The 20,429-nt window shown below is 60.5% G+C and carries 21 protein-coding genes and 1 pseudogene; 3 read left to right on the top strand and 19 right to left on the bottom strand.

What is annotated here, in order from left to right; genetic code table 11:
* Window positions 1-56: 56 nt before the first annotated feature.
* The 12 genes and pseudogenes from AC1D1Z_RS13595 to AC1D1Z_RS13650 form a co-directional block, all read right to left on the bottom strand.
* Complete coding sequence (locus AC1D1Z_RS13595; RefSeq protein ID WP_168298068.1) at window positions 57-1,415, bottom strand: MmgE/PrpD family protein; 1,359 nt, start codon at window positions 1,413-1,415, stop codon at window positions 57-59.
* Window positions 1,416-1,424: 9 nt separating this feature from the next.
* Window positions 1,425-2,210 (bottom strand): amino acid ABC transporter ATP-binding protein, encoded by a 786-nt coding sequence (locus AC1D1Z_RS13600; protein WP_376766707.1) that lies wholly within the window; start codon window positions 2,208-2,210, stop codon window positions 1,425-1,427.
* Window positions 2,211-2,218: 8 nt separating this feature from the next.
* Window positions 2,219-3,001, bottom strand: a complete 783-nt coding sequence (locus tag AC1D1Z_RS13605; RefSeq protein WP_018241467.1) for an amino acid ABC transporter permease — start codon at window positions 2,999-3,001, stop codon at window positions 2,219-2,221.
* A complete protein-coding gene (locus tag AC1D1Z_RS13610; protein ID WP_130728937.1) occupies window positions 2,998-3,744 on the bottom strand; it encodes an amino acid ABC transporter permease in 747 nt (248 codons plus the stop codon). The genes AC1D1Z_RS13605 and AC1D1Z_RS13610 overlap by 4 nt, the downstream gene beginning before the upstream one ends.
* Before the next feature lie 24 nt (window positions 3,745-3,768).
* Window positions 3,769-4,599, bottom strand: coding sequence for a transporter substrate-binding domain-containing protein (locus AC1D1Z_RS13615; RefSeq protein ID WP_065276255.1), 831 nt, complete (start codon window positions 4,597-4,599; stop codon window positions 3,769-3,771).
* A gap of 467 nt (window positions 4,600-5,066) precedes the next feature.
* A complete protein-coding gene (locus AC1D1Z_RS13620; RefSeq protein ID WP_018241470.1) occupies window positions 5,067-5,912 on the bottom strand; it encodes a polysaccharide deacetylase family protein in 846 nt (281 codons plus the stop codon).
* A 128-nt stretch (window positions 5,913-6,040) separates the two neighbouring features.
* Complete coding sequence (locus AC1D1Z_RS13625; RefSeq protein WP_477850844.1) at window positions 6,041-7,924, bottom strand: ABC-F family ATP-binding cassette domain-containing protein; 1,884 nt, start codon at window positions 7,922-7,924, stop codon at window positions 6,041-6,043.
* Between the two features lie 132 nt (window positions 7,925-8,056).
* Window positions 8,057-9,106 (bottom strand): GGDEF domain-containing protein, encoded by a 1,050-nt coding sequence (locus AC1D1Z_RS13630; protein ID WP_446981205.1) that lies wholly within the window; start codon window positions 9,104-9,106, stop codon window positions 8,057-8,059.
* Window positions 9,107-9,488: 382 nt separating this feature from the next.
* Window positions 9,489-10,265, bottom strand: a complete 777-nt coding sequence (locus AC1D1Z_RS13635) for an NYN domain-containing protein (protein WP_446983310.1) — start codon at window positions 10,263-10,265, stop codon at window positions 9,489-9,491.
* Window positions 10,266-10,307: 42 nt separating this feature from the next.
* Window positions 10,308-10,718, bottom strand: coding sequence for a hypothetical protein (locus tag AC1D1Z_RS13640; protein WP_477850847.1), 411 nt, complete (start codon window positions 10,716-10,718; stop codon window positions 10,308-10,310).
* A 62-nt stretch (window positions 10,719-10,780) separates the two neighbouring features.
* Window positions 10,781-11,562 (bottom strand): annotated as a pseudogene (locus AC1D1Z_RS13645) (IS5 family transposase).
* Window positions 11,563-11,742: 180 nt separating this feature from the next.
* Window positions 11,743-12,252 (bottom strand): DinB family protein, encoded by a 510-nt coding sequence (locus AC1D1Z_RS13650; protein WP_446983311.1) that lies wholly within the window; start codon window positions 12,250-12,252, stop codon window positions 11,743-11,745.
* Window positions 12,253-12,391: 139 nt separating this feature from the next.
* Here AC1D1Z_RS13650 and AC1D1Z_RS13655 point away from each other — a divergent pair, with 139 nt between their 5' ends.
* Entirely contained in the window at window positions 12,392-13,081 is a 690-nt protein-coding gene (locus tag AC1D1Z_RS13655) for a glutathione S-transferase family protein (RefSeq protein WP_130728943.1), read from the top strand.
* An 81-nt stretch (window positions 13,082-13,162) separates the two neighbouring features.
* Entirely contained in the window at window positions 13,163-13,585 is a 423-nt protein-coding gene (gene ndk, locus AC1D1Z_RS13660) for a nucleoside-diphosphate kinase (RefSeq protein ID WP_003547097.1), read from the top strand.
* An 85-nt stretch (window positions 13,586-13,670) separates the two neighbouring features.
* Here the strand turns inward: ndk and AC1D1Z_RS13665 are convergent, their stop codons facing one another.
* Together AC1D1Z_RS13665 and AC1D1Z_RS13670 are read right to left on the bottom strand one after the other, a co-directional pair.
* Complete coding sequence (locus AC1D1Z_RS13665; protein ID WP_018447438.1) at window positions 13,671-14,174, bottom strand: hypothetical protein; 504 nt, start codon at window positions 14,172-14,174, stop codon at window positions 13,671-13,673.
* Entirely contained in the window at window positions 14,171-14,716 is a 546-nt protein-coding gene (locus AC1D1Z_RS13670; protein ID WP_018447439.1) for a CGNR zinc finger domain-containing protein, read from the bottom strand. The genes AC1D1Z_RS13665 and AC1D1Z_RS13670 overlap by 4 nt, the downstream gene beginning before the upstream one ends.
* A 65-nt stretch (window positions 14,717-14,781) precedes the next feature.
* On the opposite strand from AC1D1Z_RS13670, the gene AC1D1Z_RS13675 reads away from it, so the two are divergent.
* The gene (locus tag AC1D1Z_RS13675; protein ID WP_047621559.1) at window positions 14,782-15,678 is read left to right on the top strand and encodes a branched-chain amino acid ABC transporter permease; all 897 of its coding nucleotides are present in this window, start codon (window positions 14,782-14,784) and stop codon (window positions 15,676-15,678) included.
* A gap of 102 nt (window positions 15,679-15,780) precedes the next feature.
* Here the strand turns inward: AC1D1Z_RS13675 and AC1D1Z_RS13680 are convergent, their stop codons facing one another.
* The 5 genes from AC1D1Z_RS13680 to AC1D1Z_RS13700 all read right to left on the bottom strand — a co-directional run bounded on the left by AC1D1Z_RS13680 (window position 15,781) and on the right by AC1D1Z_RS13700 (window position 20,367).
* Window positions 15,781-16,242, bottom strand: coding sequence for a molybdenum cofactor biosynthesis protein MoaE (locus tag AC1D1Z_RS13680; protein ID WP_018447441.1), 462 nt, complete (start codon window positions 16,240-16,242; stop codon window positions 15,781-15,783).
* Between the two features lie 261 nt (window positions 16,243-16,503).
* A complete protein-coding gene (gene moaD / locus AC1D1Z_RS13685; RefSeq protein ID WP_017959832.1) occupies window positions 16,504-16,758 on the bottom strand; it encodes a molybdopterin converting factor subunit 1 in 255 nt (84 codons plus the stop codon).
* Window positions 16,755-17,345, bottom strand: coding sequence for a CDP-diacylglycerol--glycerol-3-phosphate 3-phosphatidyltransferase (gene pgsA, locus AC1D1Z_RS13690; protein ID WP_003547103.1), 591 nt, complete (start codon window positions 17,343-17,345; stop codon window positions 16,755-16,757). The genes moaD and pgsA overlap by 4 nt, the downstream gene beginning before the upstream one ends.
* 215 nt (window positions 17,346-17,560) lie before the next feature.
* Window positions 17,561-19,603, bottom strand: a complete 2,043-nt coding sequence (gene uvrC / locus AC1D1Z_RS13695; protein ID WP_047621561.1) for an excinuclease ABC subunit UvrC — start codon at window positions 19,601-19,603, stop codon at window positions 17,561-17,563.
* Window positions 19,600-20,367, bottom strand: coding sequence for an SDR family oxidoreductase (locus AC1D1Z_RS13700; protein ID WP_018241480.1), 768 nt, complete (start codon window positions 20,365-20,367; stop codon window positions 19,600-19,602). Before AC1D1Z_RS13700 ends, uvrC begins: the two co-directional genes overlap by 4 nt.
* Window positions 20,368-20,429 lie beyond the last annotated feature (62 nt).

Here is a 20,429-nt window from a genome sequence, read left to right on the forward strand (position 1 = left end):
TTGCAGAAACAGGCCCAGGTGGATTTCTCTTTTGCGAGTCATGACAATATCCTTCGTCATTCTGGATTTTGGGCGGCATCCTGGTTGAGCAGCGCCAGAAGTTGGCGAAGGTCGGCCGTGCTGCTCATTGTCCGGACGAGCGACGGGACATCCGCGAAGGCGGGATTGCGCGCAGTTGCGTCGCGAAATTTTTCGGCCGGATCGCTCAGCCCCGGCAGGCCGTCGAAGCGGCGCTGTATCGCGCTGCCGTCGCGAAGCACGATATCGACGATCACGAAGCGGGTGCGTGGATCGCTCGACATGCGCGGCGCAGTCTCGTCGTGGCGGCGGCCGGCGCGCCGGGCAAGGTCCATCAGGCGCGGCAAGACAGGCCGCTCGTCGAAATGGTCGAGCCGCAGAGCCCCGTCGATGAGGGCGGCGGCGAACACGTATTCGGGACTGAAGCGCGCCTCGATCCCATTGCCGGGCTTGCTCACCACCAGGGCGGCATCGGCGCCGGGCGGGTAGGTGAAGGTGATATACTCGATCGCATCAGCCTCCAGACCTTCCCGGTTGAGGCCGATGCCGAGAGACGCGACCGGATGGCTGGCGGTGCAGCAGGGATAGGCCTTCAGCGTCAGCCCGGGCGCCACGATCTGCCATGGCGAACCCCAGTTCTCGGTCACGGCGGACGGGCGTTCCGCGCCGAAGGCATAGACCGAATGGAAGCCGACCGGATTGTCGAGGAAATCCGGCGCGCCGCCGAAACCTGCAGCGGCCATCCTCGCCGACAGGAGCCCGGATCGCGCCGCCATGCCGGCGTGGAAAGGTTTGGCGTCCGTGCCGAACTGCAGCCGCAGGCCGGACGATTGCGTTGCCGCAAGGCCCAGCGCGACGGCGGTCTCGTCGATGGAGGCGCGGGTCAGATGGGCGATTGCCGCCGCCGCGCCGATCGTCCCGAGCGTCGCCGTGGCATGGAAACCGTTCTCGTAGTGCTGTGAGCCGAGCGACAACCCCAGCCGCGCCATGGCTTCGAGCCCGACGATATAGGAGGCGATCAGCGCATCTGCGGAAAATTCGCGCTCGGCGGCGAACGCCAGCAGGGCCGGGATGATCACGGTCGTCGGATGGCCGCGCACGCTTGCATGCACGTCGTCATAATCGAGCACATGGCCGGCATGACCGTTGACGAGCGCCGCGACCAGCGGATCGGTTCGGCGCGAGCTGCCGAGCAGGATCGCTTCGCCCGCCAGATTGGCACCGACGGTATCTGCCAGAATGCCGGTCGTGCGGTCGCCGGCGCCTGCGATCGCACAGGCGAGAAAATCGATGATCGCCGTGCGCGCCGCGTCCAATGCCACGGGATCTTTCGATGGATCCGAGGAGATGATCGCCTGGGCGAATGCCGAAGTCAGAGGCGCGAATGTGCTCGTCATGAAAAAATCCTAGATGCCTTCGCGCACTGGCCCGCGCCCACCGGCGAGACCACCGACGAATTGGCGGATACGGGGATTGTCGAAGGTGTGGAAAATCTGTTCAGGCGAGCCTTGGTCGACGATGCGGCCGTTCTCGGTGAAGACGACGATGTCGCTGATCTCCTCGGCGAACCGCATTTCGTGGGTCACGAGGATGCTGGTCATGCCGTCGCGGATGAGGTCGCGGATCACCCACAGCACTTCGCCCACCGTCTCGGGGTCAAGCGCCGAGGTGACTTCGTCGAACAGCACCAGTTCCGGCTTCATCGCCAGCGCGCGGGCGATCGCGACGCGCTGCTGCTGACCACCGGAAAGCTGGCCGGGATAGGCGCCGGCCTTTTCCGAAAGCCTGACCTTGTCGAGCAGTTCGCGTGCGAGTTTTTCCGCTTCGCGCCGCTCGACGCCGAGGATGCGGGTCGGGGCCAGCACGATATTGTCCAGCACGCTCAGGTGGGGAAAGAGATTGTACTGCTGGAAGACGATGCCGATACGCTTGCGCAGCGCGATGCGTTCGCTCTCCTTGGCCAGTTGATCGACGCGGGTGCCGTCGACCGTGATGCGGCCGCGCTGCGGCGCCACCAATGCGTTGATGCAGCGCAGGATCGTCGACTTTCCCGAACCGGACGGGCCGATAATGGAAACCGCATTGCCCTTGTTGACGGTGAGGTCTATGCCCTTCAGCACCTCCGTCTGGCCGAAGGACAGGTGCACGTCTTCCAGTCGCACGATCGTTTCGTCGGGTTTTGCGTTCATCATTCAAATCCTCAGGCCGTCTTGAAGCGCCGCTCGAGGCGTCGGGTCAGGCGGGCGATCGGGTAGCAAAGCGTGAAGAAGGCCGCCATCACCACGATATAGGCGATGATCGTGAAATCGAGGCGGCGCACGGATGTGCTGGCATCGGTTGCCGCATGCAATAGTTCGTGCACGCCAACCAGCGAGGCGAGCGACGTGCCCATGGTGATGGAGGCCAATATGTTCATCCATGGCGGCAGCGAGCGCCGCAGGCATTGCGGCAGGATGATCCAGCGCAGGGCCTGGCCGCGCGAAAAACCGAGCCCCTTTGCCGCTTCCCATTGCGTGGTCGGGATCGAAAGGATGGCGCCGCGGGTGATCTCGGCCACATAGGCGCTGGCCGGTATGGCAAGGCCGATCACCGCCTTCATCCAATCCGGGAAGGGCAGATAGTTGCCGGCCACCACGATTTCGAAGGGAAAGATGTAAGTCGTCGCGAAGATCAGCACGAGATGCGGGGCATTGCGGAAGACTTGCACATAGGCGACCACCGGGTAGCGCACCAGCTTGAAGGGAACCAGTTCCAGTATGCCGAACACGGCTCCGACGGTCGTTCCAAGCGTCATCGCGCACAGGCTGATGACGACGTTCATCATGAAGCCCGAGCCGAGATAGGGAAGCCACGTCACCAGTTCGCGCCCCAGCGTCAGGTCGGCCAGCGACCAGAGGACGATAACAAGCGGGAGTGCCGTAAAGCCGATATTGCGCAGCAGGCGACCACTCCTGCGCTGCTCGGAAAGTACCGCAGTCGTCATAGGCCATACCCCGGAATGGCGAGCTTGCGCTCCACCCACAGGCCGATGCGGGCAACGGCAAGGTTGATGATGCTGAAGAACAGCAGAATGACGATCATCAGTGACACCACGTTGTCGCGCTGCGTCCAGACCATGATCGAGGCATAGGTAATCTCGCTGACTGCAATCGCATTACCCACCGTCGTCAACTTCACGAGATTGATGAGATTGTTGACGATCGCGGGCAGCGATGCCCTCAATGCCAGGGGAACTTCGACGTAACGGAGGATCTGCAGCGTGCTGAAGCCGATGCCGCGCGCCGCTTCCACCGTGGCCGACGGCACCGCCTCGATACCTGCGCGGATCGCCTCGGCATGCAAGGCGGCGATGTGCAGTCCGACCACCGCCACCACCCAAAAGAAGGGTGTCAGCGGATTGTTCTGCGTCCCGCCGACCAGGTTCGATACGAATGTATTGAGAACGAGGAAGCTGAACATCAACTGTACCAGCGTCGGCGTGTTTCGGGTGATTTCCACGAAAGCGCGGACCGGCGTCGATAGCCAGGGCTTGCCGGATGTCAGGCAGGCGGCAAACAGCAGCCCGGCAATCAGGCTGACGGGGATCAAGAGGGCAATCAGATAGAGCGTGGTGATGAAACCATCACGCCATATCTGCGCCTCGTACCCCGTCGCTAGGAACTCGTAGTTAAGGCCAAGCCTGTTCGTCAGGTTGACGAACAGGCTGGTCATGCTGGTGTCGTGCATGTCGATCCGCCAGTGTAACCTGTCTTACTTGCCAGCCGACAGGGTCTTGCGCTCTTGTTCGAGATAGTCGGTATTGCGGAGCCGGTTCGCCTTCGCAAATTCCAGGAGCTTTCCTGACGTATGGAGCTGCCGGATCGACTTATCGAGTGCCTCGGCCGTCTCCTTTTCGCCTTTTCGCACCCAGATTACCGAGTCGGAAGGGAGCAGTTCGGTCGGGAAGAGAATGGTGTAGTCCTTCCACTCCTCGGGCCGGTCCTCCAGCAGAAGGCCGACGGTTGCGCCGACATGGACGGCGGCGACACAATTGCCGCCCTGCAGTGCCAGCAGCGATTCCGGCTGGCTCGGCAAGCCCTTTACCTCGGCGCCGTATTGTTCGATGAGCGGCTGCGTGAAGTTCGACCCTTGCGAAACGCAGACCGGCTTTCCCTTGAGATCTGCCCAGTCCTTCAGGCCGCTGTCCTTGCGTCCGACGGCAGCACCGCCGCTGCGATCATACGGCGTCGCCACCCAATCAAGAACTTTGGCGCGGTCCTCGGTATATTGCATGTTCGCAATCAGGATATCGACCTTGCCCTGCTGGAGAAATTGCACCCGGTTCGGGGGCGTGACGGTGACTGTTTCCAGCTTGACGCCAAGATCGTCCGAGAGCGCTTTTGCAATATCGAGATTGTATCCCTTCTGCGTTTGCGATGTCGGATCGATATAGCCGAAGGGCGCCCCCGAGAGGATGACGCCAACGGTAAGGGTGCCGCGGGCTTTGATGCGGTCGAGCGTGGCATCCGCGGATGCCTGCGTTGCCGCCAACAAGGCAATCGACATGGCGAGGAGCGCCTTCGGGAGAAATTTGCGTGACATGTTTGAGCTCCGTCTTGGGAAGGTAGAAGGACCGGTTCAGGTCCCCGAGCAATTGCAGCACTCTTTGGCTCGACTGCTATGGCGTGGATGTGCGCCACTTTGAGGTGAGGCCGAAAAGGCTGGTGATGAGATGGACGTCGGCTTCCCGCGCAATATTGGGCATGCTTCTCCGCGCTGATAGAAAAGAACGCTGACCGCATCGCATTCCTGCGCGAATCGGCAACTGGACGGCTTTGAAAGGCATAGGGAACCAATGAGAGAGAAGGAACGTTCTGTCTCAGAGAAAATCATCATTGTGATGGATTTTGTAGATTTTATTTTCTGAAATAGGTGCGTTCGTTGAAAAATCTTGTGCACGAGAGGGTTGCTGATCGGCAACCTTCCCGCCCGGTAATGGCATCAAAAATCGGATTTTGCTCGGCCGAACTCCGGCCGTCTTGCGGCTAATCCCGACTGGGCAACCCGCCTTAGCGGATCGTCACGAAATCGGCCGAGGCGAGGACGTTGTTCGGCGCCGGCGTCTTCTTGAATTTCAGCGTCACCACCTTGTAGCCTTCGGTTTCGAGTTTCGAGAGCAGGGTTGGTAGCATCGTCGCCGTGCGTTTGTGGATGTCATGCATCAGGATGATGCCGCGGCCGCGCTTGTGCAAGAGGTTCATCGTCCGCTGCGTTATGGAGACCGGCGTCGTGGTGAAGTAGTCCTTGCTGTCGATATCGACATCCATGACCACCATGTCGCGCATGGCGACCGCGGCGCGCAGCCTGTGGCTCTCGGCAAGATAAGGGAAGCGGAAGAAGGAGACATCGGTTCCGGTCGCCTTGGTCACCGCCAATTCGCCCTTGATCACCTCGGCCATCGCCGCGTCGAAACTCAGCGAAGCGAGGTTGGCGTGGTCATAAGTGTGGCTGCCGATCGTGTTGCCGTCCTGGGCGACCTTGCGGGCGAGCGCCGGATGCATCTCGGCCATCTCGCCGACCATCATGAAGGCGCCCTTGACGCCGAACTGGTCGAGGATTGCCAGCACCTTATCGGTCCGGCCGGGGATCGGGCCATCGTCGAAGCTGAGGATCACTTCCTTGTCCTGGAGCTTGAGATCGGCGAGCGAGGAGACCTCCAGCGTTCGTCCGGCCAGATGGTGCCAGCCGGTTAGGCGCGGCGTCGCATCGTCGCCGGCATAGGCAAGTTTCCGCTCTTCGGGCGCGATCACCGAGGAGGTTTTGATCGATGTGTCAGGAGCGGATTGTCTGGTGGTGCTGCAGGCGGAGAGGGCGGCCGTGAGGGCCATGCAGGACAGAACGAAAAGACGATACATGGAAAGGGCTCAACAAATCGGTAACGAATGTTGAGACAACCTTTCGGATTATGGTTAACGATCGGTTGATAATGGCCCAAATTGCGTTGATGCGCGGCACTTCGCCACGCATTCGATGAGACCTGTGGCTATCCCGCCATCGCTTCTTCGTATTCGGCCGACAGCATCAGCCAGTCTTCCTCGGCGGCAGCCAGTTTTGCAGCAGCTTCGCCGCGCTGTTTTGCCTTCTCGGCGGCTTTAGCGGGCGTCTTCTCGTAAAGGACCGGATCCGCAAGTTCCGCGTCAAGCGCCTGAATCTGTTTCTCCAGCTTCGCCGTCAAGGATTCGATTTCGTTGATCTTTTTCTTAAGTGGCGTCAGTGAGGCGCGACGTTCGGCATTGAGCTTGCGCTGGTCGGCCTTCGATGTCGCGTCTTCAGTTAGCTGCGGCTTTTCTTCTTTTTTTTTACCGGATGTGACGATGAGGTCGCGGTACTCGTCCATATCGCCTTCGAAGGTCGTCACCGTACCGCCGTTGACCAGCCACAGCCGATCGACCGTCGCTTCGATCAGATGGCGATCGTGCGAGATCAAGATGACGRCGCCTTCGAAGTCGTTGAGCGCCTCGATCAGCGCGCGGCGGCTGTCGATGTCGAGGTGGTTGGTCGGCTCGTCGAGGATCAGCAGGTTCGGCGCATTGAAAGCGGCAAGCCCCATCAGCAGGCGGGCTTTTTCGCCGCCGGAAAGATCCTTGGCGGCCGTCGCCATCTTTTCGGTCGCAAGCCCCATCTGGGCGACGCGGGCGCGCACCTTGGCTTCCGGCGCGCCCGGCATCAACCGGCGCACATGCTCCACGGGCGATTGCTCGGGGATGAGGTCGTCGAGCTGGTGCTGCGCGAAGAAGCCGATCTTCAGGCTCGGCGCGATCTTCACTTCACCGCTCTCCGGCGCGAGCCGGCCGGAGATGAATTTGGCGAAGGTCGATTTGCCGTTGCCGTTCGAGCCGAGCAGGGCGATCCGGTCGTCATTGTCGATACGAAGATTGAGGTTCTTCAGGATCGGATTGCCGGGCTCATAGCCGACGGCACCACTCTGGATCGCGACGATCGGCGAAGCCGGCTGCTTTTCCGGCTCGGGAAAAGTGATCGGCTGCACATGGTCCTCGATCACCGCAGCGACCGTTCCCATGCGCTCGAGCGCCTTGACACGCGATTGTGCCTGTCGGGCCTTGGAAGCCTTGGCTTTGAAGCGATCGATGAAGCCCTGCAGATGTTTGCGTGCCGCGTCGTTCTTGGCCTTGGCCTTCGTCTGCAATTCGTCGGCTTCCGCCTTCTGCCGCTCGAACTGGTCGTATCCGCCGCGATAGAAGGTAAGCTTCTTCTGGTCGAGATGGACGATCGCATTGACCGCATTGTTCAGGAGGTCGCGATCGTGGCTGATGATGATGACGGTGTGCGGATAGCGCCTGACATAGTCTTCCAGCCACAGCGTGCCTTCGAGGTCGAGATAGTTGGTCGGCTCGTCGAGCAGAAGCAGGTCCGGCTCGGAAAACAGCACGGCGGCGAGGGCGACGCGCATGCGCCAGCCGCCGGAGAAGGAGGAGGCGGGGCGGGCTTGCGCCGCCTTGTCGAAGCCGAGGCCGGCAAGAATACTCGCCGCGCGCGCTTCGGCAGAATGCGCGTCGATATCGACAAGGCGCATCTGGATTTCGGCGATGCGGTGCGGGTCGGTCGCGGTTTCCGCCTCGGCAACGAGGGCGGTGCGTTCCTTGTCCGCGGCAAGCACGATCTCGATCAGAGCGTCCTCAGTCGCCGGTGCTTCCTGCGCCACCTGGCCGATGCGTGCGGCCTTCGGGATCGACACCGATCCGCTCTCCGAGCCGAGATCGCCGGTGATGACGCGAAAAAGCGTGGACTTGCCGGCGCCGTTGCGCCCGACGAGCCCTGCCTTCGTGCCCGAAGGCAGCGAAATGCTGGCATTGTCGAGTAGCAGGCGCCCGGCGATGCGGGCGGAAATATCGGTGAGCGTGATCATGGCCGGCGTTTTGGCCGAAAGCGCTCGCCAAGGCAAGAGCGCTTATCCCGCGCCAAGCTTGCTTGTGCGCTGACAAGCCTGCTTATCCCGGGGACTAGCCTGCTTGTCCCACCGCAAGATTGCTTGTGCGTCTCAGCGGCCGAAAGCCTGCACCGGCAGTCGGGGGTTCGATTGTGCGGCGAGAAGCGCCACCCGGGCATTGGCCTGTAACTGTCCTGGCGTTGCCGCATCTGTGCTGAGTGCCACGCCGATCGAGATGGTGAGCCTGCCGGGATCGGCCTTGTCGGATGTCGCAAAGACCAGATTGTCCTCGACGGAGGAGCGAAGGCGTTCGGCGATCGTCATTGCATCCTGCATGCCGACATTGGAAAACAAAAGGGCGAATTCGTCAGCCTCGGTGCGGGCAATAAAATCGTTCTTCTTGATCGACTTTTGGAGGAGGCCGGCGAGCTTCTTCAGGAGCTTGTTGCCTGCCTGGGTGCCGTATTTGCCGTTGAGGTCGGTGAAATTGTCGATATCGACCATGATCAGCGCGCTGCCGGCGGCACCTTCCTCCCGCTCGTAGAGGTCGGCAATCGTCCGGTTCAGTGCGATGCGGTTCGGAAGTCCGGTGATCCTGTCGGCGATCGCAGCCGATTGCATCGCGGAAATACCGCGCTCCAGCGTTTCCAGCGTCTTGATGTCGTCCTGCAGCCTGGCGCCGATTTCCATCTCCGCCGCAAGAACGGTCGAAAGCGAAGCCGTGAGGTAGTCGACCTCGCCGAGGAAAGCGGCAAGGCTCTGGTCGTCGTGGCCGGAAACGGATTTCAGGATCGTGCCGCAGGCGCGCGCAAAGGCGTTCTTGTGCTTCAGCCCTTCGGCAAGCCTTTCCGCCACGTCGCGCAGCATCCGGCTCGCCTCGTTCCGTGATGTCTCGCCCGCCAGCCCGCAATGGCCGACGAGGCGGTATTTCAGGCCGAGTTCGTCGAGCATCGGCTGCTGCGGCTGCGGTCCGAGTGCTGCAATATCCTGCGCAAGGCCGGCATTGAGCCCGACGATCGCCTCATGAAAGAGTTCGTAATTGCGCGGTAGTGCCGCGACGTTCAGGCGCGCCATGTGCTGGGCGATCTTCTGAATATCCGCCATCGGCGTCGGGCGCACAGCCTCGCGCGGCACCAGTGTGTTTGCGCTTGCATTCTGCATGACGATCCCTCGCGGCCCGGCCTCATCTCTCACATCCGCTATGCCCGCAAGCTTTTAAGAGAGGCTGAATGTTCAACGGCGAAGCCCTGGATTGGCGGTGGAACCGGCAAAGGCGGTTAATGCCGTGTTGAGAGCGAAGGCCTCACACCCTGTAGCGTGCAAGATCGAATGGCTTTTCGCGCAACATCGAATGGCTACAGAGTATTTTGATCTCCCGGCCCCAAAAGGCTTGTAAAAAGGCCCCTGGTGATAGCTGGTTTCAAGAAGAGCAACGCTGCTAGGCTGGACTCTCGGAACACACGGAAATCAGTCGCTGTGAAAGTTGGGAGCAATGTCCGATCGGCTGGCGGACCATCTTCGTCTCACATTTCGTATTGCCGGCTTAAGCCTTCTTGAGGCGAACTAATATTATTTTCGGGTTGTCCGGTGCTCGCTCGACATCGACGATACCGAACGACCTCACGAGATCGCTTAGTCTGGGGAAGCCGTAATTGCGTGCATCGAAGTCGGGCGCTTGCTTCGCCAGATGCCCTCCCACTTGGGCCAGATTGGCTCGACCGTCTTCATCAGCAGTTGCGATAATCGCTTTGGTCAACATGTCTCGTGCCGTTTTATTCAAGTCCGCCTTTTTAGACGTCGCCTTGGTGGCGGCAGGCTTGGCCTGGACTGGGTTTTGGGTGGGAGCCGCTGCTTCTTCGAGCTCCGCAGCCTGAGCATTGAGCACATCGAAATAGACGAACTTGTCACAGGCAGTGATGAAGGGGCGCGGAGTCTTCCGCTCACCGAACCCATAGACGGTGACAGCTTGCTCCCGGATTCTCGCCGCCAGCCGCGCAAAATCGCTGTCACTGGAGATAATACAGAATCCCGCGAAACGACCAGTATACAACAAGTCCATGGCGTCGATGATCATTGCGCCATCGGTCGCGTTCTTTCCAGTCGTGTAGGCGAATTGCTGAATTGGCTGGATGGAATGTTCGAGCAGGCATTCCTTCCAGCCCCTTAGGTTGGGAGCGGTCCAGTCACCGTAGATGCGTTTGACGCTAGCGATTCCGTAGTTGGCAATCTCAGCCATGAGGCCGCGGACGATCTTTGGCGAAGCGTTGTCGCCATCAATCAACAGCGCTAGGTGTTTAGTTCCGGAATTTTCTGTTGCCATTTATCTCTCCCGCGATGCTCGCAAAACTATATGTCGTGCAGTCTATTGCAGCTGCGACAATGTGGAAACAGGAGGTTGATAAGGATAACGAGAAACGGAAAGAACACTTGGGCGGTCGCCGCGAAGTATATCTACCCAAAGGCGTCCTGGATCGCTTAGGGCATTAGGCTCTGTTGACAAAGTTGATGGTGAAGATGCGATAAGGTCGCTTCCTGATGGAGGGGTTTCATGGCCGGACCTGTTTTGCAGATACTCGAGCTTGTCGACAGGCTCTTTCAAGAGAAGGCCTCGTGGCCAGAACTCATCAAGGAGATAAGAGGCGCATCCGGCGTTGACATTTTGACGGCGGAAAGGATTGCCTTTTCCCACACCGGTTGGAGACGATTGTGTAACCATCGGATCAATCACGATCCTGAATGCAAAAAACAAGCAGCACGACACATCAAAATCCATGGGCCAAGCTCACTGATTTCGTCTGTAGGTGAAACCTTTTCCGTTGCAGCGCCAGAGGTGACCTAAAGACGTTCCACAAAGTGCGGCAGCCATATTTTTGCCGCAGCCAGTGAAAGGAACGCTTCGAAGGAAGTTCGGGTTTTGTCGTAACGAGTGGCGATTCTACGGAACTGCTTGAGCCGGTTGAACATTCGCTCGATACGGTTGCGGTCTTTATATATCTCAAAGTCGCAGGAAGGCGGGTTTTTGCGGTTCGCTTTCGGCGGGATAACCGGACGAATACCATGGATGAGCAGCTCTTCGCGAACAGCGTCGCCGTCATAGCCCTTGTCGGCTAGAAATGACCTTGGTTTGCCCACGGGTATGGCAAGAAGAGCGGGAACGGCACGATAATCGGAGGTCTCGCCGCCTGTCAGGACAAACCAAGAGGACGCCCCTGACCGTCTGCGCGGGCATGGATTTTTGTCGTAAAGCCGCCGCGTGATCGACCAAAACCCTCCTTGTGAGTCCCCCCTTTAGTGCCCGCTGCCTGCGAATGGCCGCGAACCGTGGTGCTGTCGATCATATGTTGCCAGTCGTCGGTCATCCCAAATTCGACAAGCGTTTCCAGCAGCGCGTCCCATACGCCTTGTTCGGCCCAACGGCGGAACCGAACATAGACCGAATTCCACTTTCCATACCGCTCGTGCATATCCCGCCACGGACAACCAACACGCAAGACATGGAGCATTCCGTTAAAAAAGCGATGGTTGTCATGGGAGGGCCGAGACTTGCGACCACGCTCGGTCGGCAACAGTGGTTCGATGATCCGCCACTCCTCATCACTCCAATCGCCTCGCGCCACTGCTGCCTCCTAAAAAGCAGTCTTGAATCACGCCTCAGCCGATTTGGGAATTCACTTTGTCAACAGAGCCTAGGCTTACGATGATCATCGGCCTCGTCGCGCTATGCGCGTGAACCTAGCTTACGGTACGTTAGTGCTCGTCGGGTTCTTGTGTTCTAACTATTTAATTGAGAACGGGCCTCACATCCACTCGCGGCCCTCGCTGCGCAGGAAGTAGATGAGATCAAGCATGAGGCTCGGCCTGCCGAGCGCCGTCAGCGTCATATGGCACTGGCCGCGATGATGGGTTTGGTGGTTGAAGAAATGCGCGAGCGCTGCCGACAGAGGCTGGGTGATCTCGACCGGCTGTACCACCGTTACATAGGTGAAGTTGGCTGCGAGGGTTCTATCGTCCAGCATGCCTGTCCAGGCAATGATCCGCTCGTCCTCTGCTTGGCGTGCGGCGGCAAGAGCATCCAGTTCTCCGAAGAGCACGGCATCGAGTGTCGTCGGCGCTTCGCCGGTGTCGGTGAAGCGCTTCATCCATATCCGGTCGGCGACGAGCAGGTGATTGAGCGTGCGATGAAGCGAGCCGAAGAAAGCGCCGCGGTCGCTGCGGAATTCCGCATCGCTGAGTTCGGCGGCAGCCGCATAGACTTGCGTGTTGGCCCAGCGATTATAGGCGGCGAACATCCTGTAATGTCTGAGCATTCAGTCCCTCCCGGATTGGTCGCGGCAGTCTAGCCCGTTTTCCCGGAAATCGCAGTGATGCGCCCATGAAATTTCCTGATTTGATCGCAGCCGCTTTCTGTCGTGGAATGGATCGAGCTGCGATCTCGAAAGGACTGTTATGACCAGAGCCCTCTATTCCCTCTGTGGCGCCGACGAGCGGCGCTTCTTTTCGCCCCATTGCTGGAAGGCGGTGATGGCGCTGGCGCATAAGGGGCTCGATTTCGAGGAGATTCCGACGACCTATGCCCGCATCCGCGCGATCGGCGGCGGCGTCTCGTCGATTGTGCCCGTTCTCGACGATAACGGCCGGCTGATCCCCGACAGTTTCGACATCGCCCTTTATCTGGAGGAAACCTATCCTGAGCGGCCGTCACTGTTCAACGGCGAGGGCGGTAAGGCGCTATCGCGAATGGTGGAAGGCTATTCGCAGATGATCATCCATCCGGCGATCATGCGCATGGCCCTTCTCGATATCCATGCGAACCTCGACGAGAAAGACAAGGCCTATTTCCGTCAAAGCCGGGAGGCTCGGCTCGGCAAGCCGTTGGAAGTGGTTGCCGCCGACAGTGAGGCGGAGAAGGCCGCCTTCGCCGCCAAGCTGGAGCCGCTACGGCATATGCTGAAGTTCCAGCCCTTCATCGGCGGGCAGACACCGCTCTTTGCCGACTATATCGTCTTCGGCGCGCTGCAATGGCTGCGTGTCTCTGCCGGTCTCGCCATGCTAGCTGCCGACGATCCCGTCACGCTTTGGTTCGAACGCTGCCTCGATCTTCACCAAAGCCGCGGCAGGACTGTGACAGCGGCGTGAAATTGCCGCCTACCTCTTGTTTTCGGGCGTTGGGGCGGGTAAAGACCGCCCACTTTTTCCGAGAAAACAGAGGATTTGACTATGGCGATTGAACGCACCTTCTCGATGATCAAGCCGGACGCAACGAAGCGCAACCTGACGGGCGCCATCACCAAGATGCTCGAAGATGCCGGCCTGCGTGTCGTCGCTTCCAAGCGCGTCTGGATGAGCCGTCGCGAAGCCGAAGGCTTCTACGCCGTTCACAAGGACCGTCCCTTCTTCGGCGAACTGGTCGAAGGCATGACCTCCGGCCCGACCATCGTCCAGGTGCTCGAAGGCGAAGGCGCGATCCTCAAGAACCGCGAAATCATGGGCGCGACCAACCCGGCAAACGCTGACGAAGGCACGATCCGCAAGGTTCACGCTCTGTCGATCGGCGAAAACTCGGTTCACGGTTCGGATGCTCCTGAAACGGCCGCCCAGGAAATCAAGTACTGGTTCTCCGATACCGAAATCGTCGGCTGAGGCTGCGCTTCGGCATTCGCCGGCAATGCCTTGAATTGACTCTCGAAAGCCGGGGCCTTGCTCCGGCTTTTTCTATGCATTTCTTCTATGCAGGGCATTTGTCGGTGTTAGAGAAATCGACGGTGCCGTCAGGCTTGAAGACCTCCGGGTTCTTTTCATAAAGCGCGCCGAGCACGAGCGGCTTGCTCGGCAGGACGGTCTGGTCGAGGTCGGACCGGAACTGCGTCTTCAATTCCTGCAGCACCTTGCCGTCCTTGTCGACCAGCCGGACACTCACGGAATAGGGGCGGTCCTTGCGTACGCAGTGCAGTTTTTCGCTCTGCAGCGCGATCTTGTCGTCGATCGGGTAGATTTTCTGGTTCAGCACCAGCGGATCGCCGCCTTCAGGATTTTCGAATTCGGCGATGATGACCGAACCGTCGGGGATAGGCCCTGTCTTCTTCAGCGTCAGCAGATAGGTGGCGCTGGCCACCCGATAGTTGAAGACGAAGAGATGGCCGGTGACCTCGACCAGGTTTTCAGCCTGGCGTTGACAGCCGGCAAGCAGAAGGCCGGCTGCTGCCACCGTTACGATCATATATTTCCTCATGGCGTCTCCTCCTTCTTGCGGCGATAGTGACGGTTCGCCTTGGCGCGGTTGCCGCAGACCGCCATGTCGCACCAGGCTCGGCTCCTGTTCTTGCTGCGGTCGATGAACAGCCAGCCGCAATTGCCGCAGATCTTCATGCGTTGGGGATCAGGCATGGCGACCAGCCGCAGCGCCGAATGGGCGGTCGCCGCGGCCACGCTGCCAGGGCTTGCTTCGCGCAACACCTTCGCCAACGCTTCCAGCAGGCTGGCCAGCAATTGGTCGTCGCCGCCATTCAGTATACGCTTGCGGAAATAGAGGTCGATGGCTTCCCGTAGCGCGATGAAACCCGTCTCGTTTTCCCTAGCCACCGGCGTGATGTCGCCGAAGAGGGCGCGCTCGGCGCAGAATTCGGCAGCGGCGCGCGGAAAGCTCCGCATCTGGTCCCTGACCGAGAAGCGGTCGATCCGCCGCGTTGCATCGTGGCGCACAACGACGCTGTTGGCGACATCGAGCGCCAGCGCGCCGCCGGCAAAGCGGTGAGGGGTCCAGGAAAAGCTCATGATGAAATTATAACTGGCGAAATAGGTTTTACCAGTTATAATTTTGGTGACGCGGAGTGTCTGGAATGGCCTATCTTCTGCAGCAGCTGGCGAATGCAGTTCCGCTGGCCGCCCTCTATGCCGCGCTCGCCTTCGGTTATGCCGTAGCCTTCGGTGTGACGAAGCGGGCTGACATCACCTATGGGGCGATCTTCGCCTTCGCGGGCCAGATCCTGCTGCTCTTCACCGAACTCGCCTATGTCAGGTTTTGGCTGGTGCTGCCGGCCGCCCTTGCCGTCGGTGTTTGCGCTTCCATCGTCTATTCGCTGGCGGCGGGCCTATGGATCGGCCGTTCGATCATGCTGCCGCTGGTCAATAAATCGCCGAATACGGTCATCGTTGCCGCCCTCGGCATCATGATCGTGCTGATGGAAACGGCCCGGCTTGCCGCCAATACCCGCGCCATCTGGCTGCCGCCGTTTCTGAACGAAACGGTCGTCTTCTGGAGCGACGGCCTGTTCAAAGTGACGCTCACCCATATCCAGCTGATCAACACGGCGCTGATGTGCGCCATTATCGCTGTGGGTACGCTGATCCTCAGGCGCACCGGCTGGGGCCGCGTCTGGCGCGCCGTCACTGATGATCCGCTGGCCGCCGAGCTCTGCGGCACCAGCGCCAACCGCGTCTTCCTCGTCGCCTATGCGACCGCCGCCCTCGTCGCCACTATCTGCGGCATCCTCGCCACCTTCTATTACGGATCGATGGATTTCGGCGCCGGACTGATGTTCGGGCTGAAGGTGCTGCTGATCGCAGCTGTCGGCGGTTATTCCGATCCATTGCGCTCGGCAGGCGGCGCTGCCGGGCTTGCCGTCGTCGAAACCATGTGGGGCGCTTACGGCCCCTTCGTCTGGCGGGATCTGGTCATCTTCTCGCTGCTCGTCCTGCTCTTGGTCATGAGCCGCAGGGAGCGCGTGGTTCTCTGAAGCAATCCCAGCAAAAGTGCGCAGCGGTTTTGCGGCCGGAATTGCGTCAAACAAAAAGGTGGAGCATTTCCGTCACTCGGATAAATCAGGAAATGCGCTAATTTACTTCCACTTGTCGCGCGCCGCGTCGTCGGCGTCTTTCGCCGCGACCCAGTCGCCGGTGGCGCCATCCCTAGCGTGCTCCTTCTTCCAGAAGGGGGCTGCGGTCTTCAGGAAATCCATGACGAAATTGGCGCCGTCGAACGCCGCCTGCCGATGCGGTGCGGTTGCGACGACGAGCACGATGTTCTCGCCTGCTGCGATCTTCCCGTAGCGGTGGATCGCGGTGAGGCCGAGAAGTCCGAAACGCGCGATGGCAAGATCGCCGATGCGCCGCATCTCCGCTTCCGCCATGCCGGGATAATGCTCGAGTTCGAGGGCGGCAAGCGTGCCGCCTTCATCGCGGCAGAGGCCGGAAAAGGTGACGACGGCGCCGATGCCGGCTTTGCCCTTCGAGAGGCGGTCGACTTCGGCCTGCAGGTCGAAGTCCTCATGCTGGACGCGGATGGTGGGGGCAATGGTCATGATAACATCCCCAACTGCGTTGATGTCGTAGCGGAGGCTATGGAGAGGGCGTGCTGTGCCAACCCCCCTCTGCCCTGCCGGGCATCTCCCCCACAAGGAGGGAGATTACGCGTGGCTTGACCATCGTGCCCATCTACAGTTTTGCCGGGCTGCGACGTGGATTGCTTGGGGAAGTTCGTGCTTCCAGCCAATCTCCCTCCTTGTGGGGGAGATGTCCGGCAGGACAGAGGGGGGTAGCGACACGGCACCACCATCACCGCCTCATCCCCCCGTCATCGGCGGAAAGATCCCGATCTCTCGGGCGCCCGATATCGGCTCGTCATGCTCGACATGCTCCATGTCGAGCGCCACGCGGATCACGTCGGGATATTGAAGTGCGGTCTCATATTCTTCGCCCAGCGTCTTCAAATGATTCAGGAGATCGGCGACGGTGACGACGGAGGAGGGGAGGTCGATCTCCTCCTCGCCCTTGCCGATGCGCTCGCGCACCCAGGCGAAATAGACAAGCCGCGTCATTCCTCGTCATCCACGATATGTTTCACCCCGGCGCGGAAATAGTCGTAGCCGGTATAGATGGTCAGCAGCGCCGCGATCCACAGCAGCGCAATGCCGGTCTGCGTCGTATAGGGGAAAATCTCGTCGCCGGCCGGGCCGGCGAGCAGGAAGGCGATGGCGACGAGCTGCAGCGTCGTCTTCCACTTGGCGATCCGCGTCACCGGTACGCTGACCTTCAGCGCCGCCAGATATTCGCGCAAGCCCGAAACCAGGATCTCGCGGCAGAGAATGGTGATCGCCGCCCAGATCGACCAGCCGGCGATGGTCTGGTCGGCCGCGACGAGAAGAAGGATCGAAGCGACCAGCAGCTTATCGGCGATCGGATCGAGCATGCGGCCGATATTCGACGTCTGGTTCCAGATGCGCGCGAGATAGCCGTCGAGGAAATCGGTGAGCGAGGCGATGACGAAGATCCACAGCGCCACCCAACGCGCCGTGTTGCTGATCGACAGCCTGCCCTCGATGAAGAAGCAGAGAACGATCAGCGGTACGGCGAGGATACGGCCGTAGGTCAGAAGATTGGGAATGCTGTACGCACGCGATGCCATGGGATCGTTTCTCTGAATTGATGCGCCGCTACAGCGCCGCACGTCTTTTCAGGCGCGCAAAGGACGCTGTAACACTTTAGAATATCCGCATCGAGCTTTCCGAAAGTCGATTCCGATTTTCGGGCCGATGCGGTAGATGACGGCTTTGGCTGCGGACCGTCAACATTCTTTCTGTCTTTTCACCGCCTTTGCGTGGAATTTGCGACGGACGCCGGTTATTTCGCGGCGTCGTCGTGGAAATGGTTATAGACCTGCTTGGCGACGGCTTCCGATATGCCTTCCACCGCCATCAGATCGGACAGGGCTGCGCGCGAAACGGCCTTTGCCGTGCCGAAATGCTGGAGCAGCGCGCGTTTGCGCGATGGCCCGATGCCGCCGATCTCGTCGAGCGGGTTCTTGATCATTTCCTTCTTGCGCCGTGCCCGGTGCGAGCCGATCGCGAAACGGTGCGCCTCGTCGCGCATGCGCTGGATGAAATAGAGCACCGGATCGCGCGGCGGCAGAGTGAAGCTCTCGCGTCCCGGCGGGAAGAAGCGTTCGCGCCCGGCGTCCCGGTCGACGCCCTTGGCGATGCCGATCGCCGTCACGCTGTCGGTGATGCCGAGTTCGGCAAGGATGGCGCGCACCGCTGTCATCTGACCCTGGCCGCCGTCGATGAGGATCACATCGGGCCAGGTGGGGAAGGGCATGTCGGCTGCATCGGGAGTGGCCGCCTGCGCGGTCCGGTCAGGAATGCCTTCCTCCTTGATCAGCCGCGAGAAGCGCCGCGTCATCACCTCCTTCATCATGCCGAAGTCGTCGCCGGGCGTGATGTCGGTCGATTTGATGTTGAACTTGCGGTACTGGTTCTTGACGAAACCTTCCGGCCCCGCGACCACCATGCCGCCGACGGCATTGGTGCCCATGATATGCGAGTTGTCGTAGATCTCGATGCGCTGCGGTGCATAGGCAAGCCCGAACGTTTCCTTGAAACCTTCGAGCAGCCGCGACTGCGACGCCGTCTCGGCAAGCTTTCGCCCATGCGCCTCGCGCGCATTGCCGACGACATGGTCGACCAGATCGCGCTTTTCGCCGCGCTGCGGCACGAGGATGGAAACCTTGTGGCCGGCTTTTTCGCTGAGCGCTGCGGCGAGCAGCTCCAGCTCCTCGACCGTCTGCGACAGCATGATCTGCTTCGGCACCGGCTTGTCGTCGTAAAACTGCGCCAGGAAGGAATTCAGCACTTCGGCGCCGGAAAGCTGCGGGTCGGCCTTCGGGAAATAGGCGCGGTTGCCCCAGTTTTGGCCGGTGCGGAAGAAGAACACCTGGATGCAGGAGATGCCGCCCTCATGGTGGATGGCGAAAACGTCAGCCTCCTCGACGCCGGCCGGATTAATGCCCTGGTGGCTCTGCACGTGCGAAAGCGCGGCCAGGCGATCGCGATAGATCGCCGCCCGCTCGAAGTCGAGGTCTTCGGCCGCCTGGTTCATGGCCTCGGCCATATGCGACTTCACCTTCTGGCTTTTGCCGGACAGGAAGTCCTTCGCCTCCTGCACCAGTTCGCCGTAACCCCCATCGCTGACCTCGTGGGTGCACGGCCCCGAACAGCGCTTGATCTGGTAGAGCAGGCAGGGTCGTGTGCGCGTTTCGAAGACGCTGTCGGTGCAGGTGCGGATCAGGAAGGCGCGCTGCAGCGAATTGATCGTGCGCCCGACCGCGCCTGCCGAAGCGAATGGTCCGAAATAGTCGCCCTTTCGCGCTCTCGCACCGCGATGCTTGAAGATCGCCGGCGCCCGGTGGTCGCCGGTGATGAGGATATAGGGAAAGGACTTGTCGTCGCGCAAAAGCACGTTAAAGCGCGGCCGCAAGCGCTTGATCAGATTCGCTTCCAGAAGCAGCGCTTCGGTTTCCGTACGCGTCGTCACGAATTCCATATTGGCTGTCTGGCGCACCATCTGGGCGATGCGGTTGGAATGCACCCGGCCGACGGCGTAATTGTTGACGCGCTTCTTCAGGCTGCGCGCCTTGCCGACATAGAGCACGTCGCCCTCGGCATTGAACATGCGGTAGACGCCGGGACTGTTGGGGAGCCGCTTGACGAATTCGCCGATCAGTTCCGCGCCGATGAGCCCGGTTTCATTGAGGCTGCCCGCATTCCAGTCGACCGTCGCCGCCAGCGGGGCGGCGGCGGAAACGTCGCCTTCCACTTCGATATCGTCTTCGCTCTCATCCGTCTCGTCGTAGAGAACGCCGCCATCCGGCAGCTTTCGTCCGTTCATTCCGTAATCTCCGCCACATCGGGCGTCTGCCAGGCGAGGTGCTGGCCGCCGTCGAGGGCAATCATCTGGCCGGTGATCGAGGGCGTGTCGTAAAGGAAGCGAATCGTTTGTCCGAATTCCTCCAGCGCCGGCCCTCGCTGCAAGATAAGGGCTGAGACCTGCGCTTGGAAGTCCTCCATCGCCTGCCGCTCGCTCGGCATCGAGGGGCCGGGGCCGATGGCATTGACGCGGATGCGTGGCGCCAATGCCTGTGCAAGCGTCTGCGTCGCCGTCCACAGCGCGGATTTGGAGAGGGTATAGGAATAGAAGCTGGGCCTCAGCGCCCAAACCCGCTGGTCGATGATATTGACGATCTGCCCCGATGCCTCAGCGGGCATCTGCTGCGCGAAGGCGGCCGCAAGGATAGAGGGCGCACGTACATGCAGGTCGAAGTGCAATGCCCAGGTGGCGGCATTGAAACTACGTGCTGAATCATGCTGGAAGACCGACGCATTATTGACGAGCAGATCGAGCGGCCCGAGCGCTTCCGACGCCTTCGCGACCAAGGCGGCTGTTTCGCCGATATCGGTGAGGTCGGCCTGCAGGGCGGTCGCCCGATATCCCTTTCGCCGCAATTCCGCCACCAGCTCTTCGGCCTCACCGATGGAGCCGTTCGCGTGGATCGCAACGGAAAAGCCATTTGCAGCAAGGTCTTCGGCGATTGCCCGTCCTATTCTTTTAGCAGCCCCTGTTATAAGGGCCGAGCGAAGTCTTTTGTGGTTCAAAATCTTGCCTTCTGATCCCGCGAGTCTGTCTGCAGACTATATAGGGGCCAACGGAGATTATA

This window comes from Rhizobium sp. P1_E1, from assembly GCF_056406015.1.